Source organism: Pyxidicoccus fallax, assembly GCF_012933655.1.
GTDB classification, from domain to species: Bacteria; Myxococcota; Myxococcia; order Myxococcales; family Myxococcaceae; genus Myxococcus; species Myxococcus fallax.
Genome location: NZ_JABBJJ010000163.1, coordinates 18,170 through 27,128, shown reverse-complemented (window position 1 = coordinate 27,128; position 8,959 = coordinate 18,170). Strand labels below are relative to the sequence as shown.

Below are 8,959 nucleotides of genomic sequence, written 5' to 3'. Positions count from 1 at the left end.
GGAGGGGCGTGGGCCGGGCGCCAGGGGGCGGCGCCCGGCCGTGTACTTCAGCGCGCCCGCTGGAACAGGCCCATGAGGGAGCGGATGCCCATGGCCACGGCGACGAGGACGCCGGCGAGCACCGTCTGCGAGCCGCCGACGGGGAAGTCGTAGAAGTAGGCGAAGAGGTAGCCGCCCACGCCGGAGATGGCCCCCGCCAGGGTGGCGACGAGGAACGTCGCCGGCAGCCGCAGCTCCAGCATCAGCGCGGCGATGGCGGACAGCGTCGAGAAGGCGAACACCGGCAGCGCGCCCAGGGCGCGGGCGCACACGCCCACCATGACGCCGATGGACACCATCAGCGCGCCGTCCAGGAGGCGCACCGGCAGGCCCTGCACCAGCGCGCCAATCCGGTCGAAGCTGGCGAAGGTGATGCCCCGGTACCACCACAGGTGCAGAATCATCACCGCCCCGGCGGCGACCATCACCGTGTTGAGCTGCTCGGGCGTCACCAGCACCGCGGTGCCGAAGAGGATGCCCTGGATGTCATGGGCCTCCTGGGCGATGCGGTCGCCCACCAGCACCGCCGCGCCACCGGCCAGCGCGTACGCAAGCCCCAGGAGGCTCTCGCGCGTCAGCCGCAGCTTCGTGGGCTCCGTCATCAACAGCAGCGTGGCCGCCAGCGCCATCAGCGTGGCGCCCAGCACGGGCTCCACGTGCATGCCCAGGTGGATGCTCGCGTAGAAGGCGAGCGCCACGCCCAGGCCCGCGGACTGGGCCACGGCGGCGCTGACGAACACCATGCGCCGCAGCACCACGTACACGCTCAGGAAGCCCAGCACGCCCCCGGCGACGAGGGCGCACAGCAGCGGGTCCCGGAACAGCTCGAACCCGGCCAGGAACTCCTGCCACTTGGAGGCGGACGGCTCAGCGAGCATCGTTTCCACGGTGGGGTCCCTCGGGTGCCTTGTGGCAGTACTCGTCGCCGTACTGGCGGCGGAAGGCGGGGTGGCAGAACACCGTCTTCGCGTCGCCCACGACGAAGGCGGACGTCTCTCGGTCCACGAAGAACAGGATGTCGGCGTGCTCGGCGGCCACTTCCAAATCGTGGACCACCACCACCACGCCCAGGCCGCGCTTGCGCGCCAGCGCGCACAGCCGCTGCATCGTCTCGCGCTCGGCCACGGCGTCCATGGCGGCGGTGGGCTCGTCCAGCAGCACCAGGTCCGCCTCCGTGGCGATGAGCCGCGCCAGGAGCGTGCGCTGCTTCTGGCCCTCGGACAGCTCGCGGTAGGGCCGCGGGGCAATGGCCTTGGCTCCCGCGGTGTCCAGCGCCTTCTCCACCGCGTCGCGGTCCACCTTGCGGGAGAAGGGCCACAGGAAGCTCCACCCGCGCAGCCGGCCCCAGGATGCCAGCTCCCGCGCCCGGATGGGCAAGAGCGAGTCGATGGCCGACGTCTGCGGCACGTACGCGCTGCGCATCTCCGGGTTGACGCGGTTGATGCCGCCGGACACCGGCGGAATCATCCCCAGGAGCGTCTTGAACCACGTGCTCTTGCCGGAGCCGTTGCGCCCCACCACCGCCACGAACTGGCCGCGGCGGATGACCATGTCGATGGGCGGCAGCATGGCCTTGTCGTTGTAGCCGATGACCAGCTTGTCGCAGGTGAGCAGCGGCTCGCCCGGCGTGAAGGTGGCGGGCACCGAGTGTTCGAAGGCCTGCGCCTCCTGCGCGTCACCGGTCTTCACGTCGCACCTCCACTTGAGGGGGCAGCTCCGCGAGGGACTCCAGCAGCTCGCGCCGGAGGGCCTCGTACTGCGGCGCGCCCAGGTCCACCACGCCGTCGGCGCCGGGCGTGATGTTGGACAAGTCCAGCCCGTCGAAGAGGGCGGGCGTCACCACCAGCGCCATCTTCAGGATGACGCGCGGCTTGTTCTCGCGGTCCGACGGGATGTCCAGCGCGCTATCGAGCGTCACCAGGGGCTCGGCCTCCTCGCCCTCCTCGCCGCCCTCCACCGCCAGGTCCAGACGGAAGGGGAGTTCGCCCGGGAAGCGCGAGGGGACGCGGCTGTCGCGCACGACGCCCTGGAGCCGCAGCGCCGTCACGTCCCAGCGGCCGCGGGACACGGTGCCGCGCGGCAGCTCGCAGTCCGGCTCGCACTCCGGGGAGCGCGACTCGGCGGCCAGCAAGTCCAGCTCGTCGTCCACGTGCAGGGCGGCCACTGTCGTGGGGGCCGAGCCGCCCCCGCCGTTCATCTCCGCCTGGATGTCCTCGTAGTCCACCAGCGCGCCGTCGTCGCGGTGGCAGTGCCCGTTGTGGCACAGGCTGTAGCCGGGCGGAGGGTTGGCCGGGTCGAACGTCCCCCCGCCGCCACCGCCGCCGCCGCTGCTGCCCGAGGTGAGCAGCGCGACGTGGTCCACGCCCACGGCCGCGGCGTCCAGGCGCACCTGGAAGTCGGAGGCGAGCCGCTGGAAGCCGCCACCCGCGTCGCGCGAGGGCAGCGGCGAGTAGCTGGCGCCCACCGTGGGCTCCAGCACCGCGAAGCCCTCGCCCGAGTCCAGCGCGCAGCCGGACAGCAGGAGGAGGGGAAGGAGCAGTCGTGCGCGCATGGCCTTCAGCTCCCCTGACCGGCGAGCGCCTTCTCCATGCGCTCCACCATCTCGTTGATGTGCTGGATGTACGTCTCGCCCGCGCGGAAGTCCGTGCCACCGTGGATGGTGACGAGCGGCGCGGGAATCTTGGAGGCCACCAGCTTCGCGGTGGTGTCCGGGTAGTAGCTCTCGACGAGCAACATGCGCGCCTTGCGCTGCCGGCCCTGCGCGAGCACGCCCGCGACGTGGGCCGGGTTGGGGGGGATGCCCGGCTTGGGCTCCAGGAAGGCGATGGTCTCGAAGCCCAGCCAGTCCGCCAGGTACGCCGTCGTCCGGTGGTAGGCGATGACGGGCGCGCCCTTCAGTCCGGCCAGCCGCTTCTCCCAGCCGGCGCGGGCCTGCTCCAGCTCGGTGGTGAACTTCGCGAGGTTGGCGCGGTAGGCGTCCGCGTTCTTCGCGTCGAGCTGGACGAGCCGGTCGGTGATGCCCTTCGCCACCGCCAGCGCCTGCCGCGGGTCATAGAGGTAGTGGGGGTTGCCGCCCGGGTGCACGTCGCCCTGGCTGCGGTCCACCTTGCCCGGCGGAATCTCCAGGATGCGGGGGAACTGCGAGGCGTTGAGGAAGCCGGTGCCGCCCACCTGGATTTTCGGATTGCGCGCGCCCACCTGCAGCGTGGGGAGCCAGCCAATCTCCAGGTCCAGGCCGATGGAGATGAGCAGGTCCGCGCGGTTGAGGGCCAGGGCGAGGTTGGGCTTGGCGTCCACGAAGTGCGGGTCCTGGCTGGACAGCGCCAGCGCCTGCACCTGCACGTGCTCGCCGCCCACCGCCTTGGTGAGCGCGGCCAGGTCCGGCACGGTGGTGACGACGTTGAGGGCCGCGCGGGCGGGCGCGGCGGTGAAGACGGTGATGGCGGCGCACAGGGCCGCGAGGAGACGGAAGTGTCGCATGGGGCAGAGCTCCTGTGAGTGGGGTTAGAACGCGTGGGCGCCGTGGGCGCCGGTAACCAGCTCGAGGGCGAGGAAGACGGAGTAGTCCGGCGACTCGCGCCAGCCCACCCTGTCCGTGGCGCCTTGCAGCCGCAGGCGGGAGAACTCGGTGGGCCAGAAGGTGACGTTGGCGGAGATGCGCTGCCGGTCCTCCGTCCAGTCCGGGTCCAGCGGGTCCGTGACTTCGGCCCCGTTCTCACCGCGCGCGGGCGTGCCCAGCTCGTAGCGCAGCGCGGTGGCCCACCGCTGGTCGAAGCGCCACGCCGCCTGTGCGTAGGTGTTGAAGTCCGTCAGCACGTCGTCCGGCACCTGCCGGCGGCGGTAGTAGCCCTCCGCCGTGAAGGTGATGAGCGTGGGGTTGCCGCCATCGGTGATGGGGCGGTAGCGCAGGTAGATGTCCGTGCCGAAGATGTCCGTGCGGTTGCGGTAGCCGGTCGGGTTGGGACCGGTGGCCGCGGACAGGCCCCACATCAACGACAGGTCATCCGTCAGCGGGAAGAACTGCTTCACCGCGCCGAGGGCCTGCAGGTCCAGCGGCGACAGCACGCGGTCTCCGGACGAGCCGAGGAAGCTGCGCGCGGTGGCCTCGCCCGACGCGTCGGTGAGGCTGCCGATGAGCTCCACGTACCAGGGCAGCGGCGTGAGCCAGGACAGCTCCGTGCCCAGGCCGCGGTTGCCCTCGCCGCCGAAGATGCGGCTGGCGGCGAACGGCTGGTCCACGAAGTCCCAGGCGTGCGGGTGCGTGGGGTTGATGCGGCCGAAGCGCGTGAGGAACTGACCGGCGCGCACCTGGAGGTTGTACGGCAGCGCCAGCGTGGTGCCGTACGCCTCCTCGATTTCCACGCCGAACTGGCTGAAGACGATGTTGGAGTCGAAGCGGAAGTACGGGTCCACCACCGAGCCGATGGACAGCTCCAGCTGCTGGAGGTTGAAGCCGTTGCGCGTGGGGTCGTGCGCGCCGCCCTGCAGGGGCTCCTTGCTGCTGAAGCCCGCGGCCGCCACGTCCAGGATGAAGCTCAGGTCCAGGAAGTTGGTGCCGCTGGTGTTGCCAATCCCCGGCAGTGACAGCCCGCTGCCCCCAGGGGAGGACTGCGGCGCGCTGGCGGTGCCGGCGGGCGCGTTCTGCTGCGCCTCCTGGGCATCACTGCCCAGGGCTTTCTGAATCTCCTCCAGCTCCTCGGGGCTGAGCTCGGCGGGGGCCTCTGGGGCCGCGCCCGCGTCGGGCGTGCCCGCGTCGGCCTCCTGGGCCAGGGCGCTGGAGGAGAGAAGGGTGACGATGGAGGTAACGAAGATGAGGGCGCCGTGAGGACGCCGCGAGACGGTGGACACCGGGGATGCTCCTCGTGCCGGACGCCCGCGAGGCGGACGTCGACCATGACCTGCTGGACTCGACGGGACGCGACTCAGCCGCGCGCGGGAGGCGAGGCCTTGGGAGCGGTGGCGAGGACGGGGAGGGGAGCGGCGACGCTCGGGGGCGCGGTGGCCGGACGGCTCACCGCGAGGTGCTCCAGGATGAGCGGCTCCTCGTTCGGGGCCGAGGCCTCGTCACGCGAGCTGGAGCCGAGCACCGGGCACGTCTCGTGCGTGAGGCCCGCCGCGTCCGTCCCCGCCGCGGGCAGCGCGGTCAGCTGCGGACTTCGCTCGGACGCCAGCCGCGCCACGCCCTGACCCTTGCCGTTGGCCGTCTCCTCGAAGGCCTGGTGCTGCGGGCAGTAGCGGTGCGCGTGCGCGTCCCTCACATGCAGCAGCGCGCCCAGGGGCTGCAACGCCCACAGCGCGACGAGCAGCGTCGCGGTGAGGCGGGCGAGGGTGTGGGCGCGCGAGAGCATGGAGTCAGGGTTACGGTATCACGCCGGGTTCCACGGTGTGGACGTCATTGGAAGCCCTCCATTCACTCATGGAGGGATGCGTCAAACACTCCGGGGCGTTGGAGACCCGGCGCACGCAGGCGAGGACACGTGGAACGAACATTCATTCCGGTGGCGACGCTGGGGGACCTGGACGAGCGGGGCCGCGCGGTGGTGGACGTAGGGGGCATCCGGGTGGCGCTCGTGCGCGTCGACGGGCGGCTCCACGCCCTGGAGGACACCTGTCCGCACCGAGGCGGCCCGCTGTCGGAGGGCGACCTGGCCGGGCCCCTGTTGCACTGTCCGCTGCACGCCTGGCCGTTCGACGTGCGGACGGGGCAGTGCCCGGAGCGGCCCGGTGTGTCTGTCCGCATCTACGAAGTGCGCGTCGATGGCGAGCGCATCCTCGTGTCCCCATCGGCTAGCTTCCCGCCCCGCTGAATGCCGGCCCCCCTCCAGGAGCGACCGACACCGTGACTTCGACCCGAGCCCGCCGCGCCAAGCCCTCCGCCCCGACCTCCTCCCGCGGCACCCCCGACCGGGCGGCCATGGCCCGCGCGATGGAGGACTTCCTCCGCGCCGCGGGACTGGACCTCCAGGACGCCAACCTCCAGGGCACGCCCGAGCGCGTCACCGAGGCGTGGATGAGCGAGTTCCTCGACGGCTACGGCCGCACGCCCGAGGAGGCGCTGGGAGAGACGTTCCCCGCGCCGCCGGACTCGTCCGGGGAGCTGGTGGTGGTGACGGACCTGCGCTTCCACTCCATGTGCCCGCACCACCTGCTGCCCGTCACCGGCCGCGCCCACGTGGCCTACGTGCCGGGCGAGCGCGTGGTGGGCTTCGGCCGGCTGTCCTCGCTGGTGGATTGCTTCGCGCACCGGCTCATCCTCCAGGAGGACCTGGCCCGGTGCGTGGCCGGCGCGCTGTCGCGGGTGCTCGGCAGCCCCGCCACCGCCTGCATCATCGAGGCGGAGCAGGCCTGTCTGAGGATGCGCGGCGACAAGCAGCGCGACGCCATCACCCACGCGGAGGCCTACGAGGGCACGCTGCGCAAGGACGGCGCCCTGCGCCGCGAGCTGTGGGCGCGGCTGGGGGCCCGGCGATGAGCATGCCCGCGGCCCGCGTCTTTCCCCGCGTGGAGCCCGAGCGAGTCGAGCGCGCGTGCGAGGAGCTTCGCCGGCTGCTGTCTCCGGGGCAGGTGCGCCGCGAGGAGGACACGCTCGCCGCCTACGCGCGCGACGAGTCCGACAGCGGCGTGTACCCGCCGGACGCCGTCGTCTTCCCGGAGAACACCGATCAGGTGTCCACCGTCTTCAAGGTGTGCGCGGCGCACGGCGTGCCCTTCACGCCCTGCGGGGCGCGCAGCGGCAAGAGCGGGGGCTCGCTGCCCCTGAAGGGCGGGGTGGCGGTGAGCCTGGAGCGGATGAACCGCATCCGCTCCATCTCCGCGGAGGACCTCACCGCGGTGGTGGAGCCCGGCGTGGTGACGGGAGACTTGATGAAGGCGGTGGAGGCTGCGGGCCTCTTCTATCCGCCGGACCCGAACTCGTGGGAGTGGTGCACGCTGGGCGGCAACGTGGCGGAGAACGCCGGCGGTCCGCGCGCGCTCAAGTACGGCGTCACCCGCGACTACGTCATCGGCCTGGAGTGGGTGCTGCCGGATGGCGAGGTGGTGCACGTGGGCCGCCGCACCATCAAGGGCGTGGCCGGGTATGACCTCGTGGGCCTCTTCGTCGGCTCGGAGGGCACGCTGGGCGTCGCCACCGAAATCACGCTCCAGCTCATTCCCCTCCCTCGTAAGGTGATGACCGCCCTCGTCGTCTTCCCTTCCGTGCTGCATGCCGCGCGTGGCGTCTCCGCCGTGCTCGCCGCCGGCATCCTGCCGCGCTGCCTGGAGCTCATCGACGACGTGGCCCTGCGCGCGGTGGACGGCCGTGGCTTCCACTTCCCGCCGGGCGCGGGCTCGGCCGTCATCGTCGAGGTGGACGGCAACCAGGAGGAAGGCCTGCTCGCCGAGCTGGCCGAGCTGGCCGAACTCTGCGAGCGCCACGGCGCCACCCAGACGCTGGTCGCCCAGGACGAGGCCCAGCGCGAGAAGCTCTGGGCCGCGCGCCGCTCCATTTCCCCGGCGCTCCGGGCCCTCAAGCCTCACAAGATTTCCGAGGACATCGTCGTGCCCCGTTCCCGGATTCCGGAAATCATCGAGCGGCTGAAGGCGATGGGCGCGGAGCTGGGCCTGACGGTGGCGACCTACGGCCACGCGGGCGATGGGAACCTCCACGCCAACATCCTGTACGAGGGTCCGCATCAGCGGCCGCTCGTGGAGGAGGCCCTGCGCCGCATGCTGGTCATGACGGTGGAGCTGGGCGGTACGATCACAGGCGAGCACGGTGTAGGCCACGCCAAGCGGGAATATTTGTCGCTGGAGCAGCAGCCAGCGCTCATCGCGCTGCAGCGCCGCCTCAAGGACTTTTTCGACCCATCAGGGTTGCTCAACCCGGAGAAAATCTTCCCCGCGCCCGGGCGTTCTTAATTTGTAGCCGGATTGGGCTCATTTTCGCTGGCCCGTCACACCCCTTACCTTCCAAGTCCCGAGAAGAGCAGGGGATTGACGGTCTTGTGACTCTGGTAAGCGCGCGAAATGCGCCCCAGAGATGGAATGAGAAACCCTTTGGCCCGTTGCGCGTCCTAGTGACAGGTGGACGCGAGGCGGCGGGGGAGCGCGTCCGGCATCGAACGGAGGACGGGAAATCATGGCCAATGCGACGAAGTACGGGACGGAGGGCCTGTCTCACTACCTGCGCAACCTGGGCGGCCACCAGCAGCTGACCCGCGAGCAGGAGTACGAGCTGGCCCGGCGCGCTCGGAAGGGTGATGAATCCGCGCGCCAGACGCTCGCCAGCTCCAACCTGGCGTTCGTCGTCGCGGTGGCGAAGAAGTTCGCCAACCGGGGCGCTCGCCTGGATGACCTCATCCAGGAGGGCAACGTGGGGCTCATGAAGGCCATCGAGCACTTCGACCCCAAGAAGAACGTGCGTTTCGCCACCTATGCGGTGTGGTGGATTCGCGCCTACATCACCCGCTACCTGAAGGACAACCGCAGCCAGGTGCGCGGTGGCGAGGCGGAGCGCGGCAGCATGGTGGACTTCTCTCTCGACGCCACCATCGACGAGGAGGGGGAGACCACCTTCCTCGACCGCATCGAGGACTCCGGGCCCTCTCCGCAGCAGATCTACCTGTCGCGCGAGCAGGACACGGAAATCCAGGAGGCGCTCGCCAAGGTCCGCAAGCGCATTGGTGACCTGGGCTGGGACATCCTCACGGAGCGGCTCACCCAGGACAAGCCGCTCACCCTGGAAGAGCTGGGCCAGCGTTGGGGCGTGTCGCGTGAGCGCGTGCGCCAGGTGGAGCTGAAGACGAAGAACTTCCTGGAGCGCTACCTCTCCGCGTTCAACGAGAACGAGGAGCAGGACGAGTTCCTCGCCTCCTCGTCCTCCTCCGCCGACGCCGCCTGAGTCAGCACTGCCTCCCCATCCGGGGAGACGCCCCCCCAG

General features: G+C 71.0%; 10 protein-coding genes. 4 read left to right on the top strand and 6 right to left on the bottom strand.

Annotated features, from left to right (window positions below; translation table 11 throughout):
* Window positions 1-47: 47 nt before the first annotated feature.
* From HG543_RS29650 to HG543_RS29625, 6 genes are all read right to left on the bottom strand, one after another.
* Window positions 48-926: a metal ABC transporter permease gene (locus tag HG543_RS29650; RefSeq protein ID WP_169348256.1), complete on the bottom strand. Its 879-nt coding sequence runs from the start codon at window positions 924-926 to the stop codon at window positions 48-50.
* Window positions 907-1,728 carry an ATP-binding cassette domain-containing protein gene (locus HG543_RS29645; RefSeq protein ID WP_169348255.1) on the bottom strand — a complete coding sequence of 274 codons (822 nt, stop codon included), beginning with the start codon at window positions 1,726-1,728 and terminating at the stop codon, window positions 907-909. Before HG543_RS29645 ends, HG543_RS29650 begins: the two co-directional genes overlap by 20 nt.
* Window positions 1,715-2,590, bottom strand: a complete 876-nt coding sequence (locus tag HG543_RS29640; RefSeq protein WP_169348254.1) for a hypothetical protein — start codon at window positions 2,588-2,590, stop codon at window positions 1,715-1,717. The genes HG543_RS29645 and HG543_RS29640 overlap by 14 nt, the downstream gene beginning before the upstream one ends.
* 5 nt (window positions 2,591-2,595) lie before the next feature.
* On the bottom strand, window positions 2,596-3,519 hold the full coding sequence (locus HG543_RS29635; RefSeq protein ID WP_169348253.1) for a metal ABC transporter substrate-binding protein: 924 nt from the start codon (window positions 3,517-3,519) through the stop codon (window positions 2,596-2,598).
* 24 nt (window positions 3,520-3,543) lie between these two features.
* Window positions 3,544-4,887 carry a zinc-regulated TonB-dependent outer membrane receptor gene (locus HG543_RS29630; protein WP_169348252.1) on the bottom strand — a complete coding sequence of 448 codons (1,344 nt, stop codon included), beginning with the start codon at window positions 4,885-4,887 and terminating at the stop codon, window positions 3,544-3,546.
* Between the two features lie 74 nt (window positions 4,888-4,961).
* Window positions 4,962-5,387 (bottom strand): hypothetical protein, encoded by a 426-nt coding sequence (locus HG543_RS29625; protein ID WP_169348251.1) that lies wholly within the window; start codon window positions 5,385-5,387, stop codon window positions 4,962-4,964.
* Window positions 5,388-5,516: 129 nt separating this feature from the next.
* Here HG543_RS29625 and HG543_RS55670 point away from each other — a divergent pair, with 129 nt between their 5' ends.
* The 4 genes from HG543_RS55670 (at window position 5,517) to HG543_RS29605 (ending at window position 8,920) form a co-directional block, all read left to right on the top strand.
* Complete coding sequence (locus tag HG543_RS55670; RefSeq protein WP_343073468.1) at window positions 5,517-5,846, top strand: Rieske (2Fe-2S) protein; 330 nt, start codon at window positions 5,517-5,519, stop codon at window positions 5,844-5,846.
* Window positions 5,847-5,953: 107 nt separating this feature from the next.
* Complete coding sequence (folE, locus tag HG543_RS29615; RefSeq protein ID WP_211194248.1) at window positions 5,954-6,511, top strand: GTP cyclohydrolase I; 558 nt, start codon at window positions 5,954-5,956, stop codon at window positions 6,509-6,511.
* Window positions 6,508-7,938, top strand: a complete 1,431-nt coding sequence (locus tag HG543_RS29610) for an FAD-binding oxidoreductase (RefSeq protein ID WP_169348248.1) — start codon at window positions 6,508-6,510, stop codon at window positions 7,936-7,938. Before folE ends, HG543_RS29610 begins: the two co-directional genes overlap by 4 nt.
* A gap of 220 nt (window positions 7,939-8,158) precedes the next feature.
* Entirely contained in the window at window positions 8,159-8,920 is a 762-nt protein-coding gene (locus tag HG543_RS29605) for a sigma-70 family RNA polymerase sigma factor (protein WP_169348247.1), read from the top strand.
* Window positions 8,921-8,959 lie beyond the last annotated feature (39 nt).

Bases quoted from the DNA above. Each gene is read 5' to 3' on its own strand.
- HG543_RS29635 (WP_169348253.1), bottom strand. From the start codon at position 3,519: ATGCGACACTTCCGTCTCCTCGCGGCCCTGTGCGCCGCCATCACCGTC.
- HG543_RS29625 (WP_169348251.1), bottom strand. From the start codon at position 5,387: ATGCTCTCGCGCGCCCACACCCTCGCCCGCCTCACCGCGACGCTGCTC.
- HG543_RS29605 (WP_169348247.1), top strand. From the start codon at position 8,159: ATGGCCAATGCGACGAAGTACGGGACGGAGGGCCTGTCTCACTACCTG.
- HG543_RS29640 (WP_169348254.1), bottom strand. From the start codon at position 2,590: ATGCGCGCACGACTGCTCCTTCCCCTCCTCCTGCTGTCCGGCTGCGCG.
- folE (WP_211194248.1), top strand. From the start codon at position 5,954: ATGGCCCGCGCGATGGAGGACTTCCTCCGCGCCGCGGGACTGGACCTC.
- HG543_RS29610 (WP_169348248.1), top strand. From the start codon at position 6,508: ATGAGCATGCCCGCGGCCCGCGTCTTTCCCCGCGTGGAGCCCGAGCGA.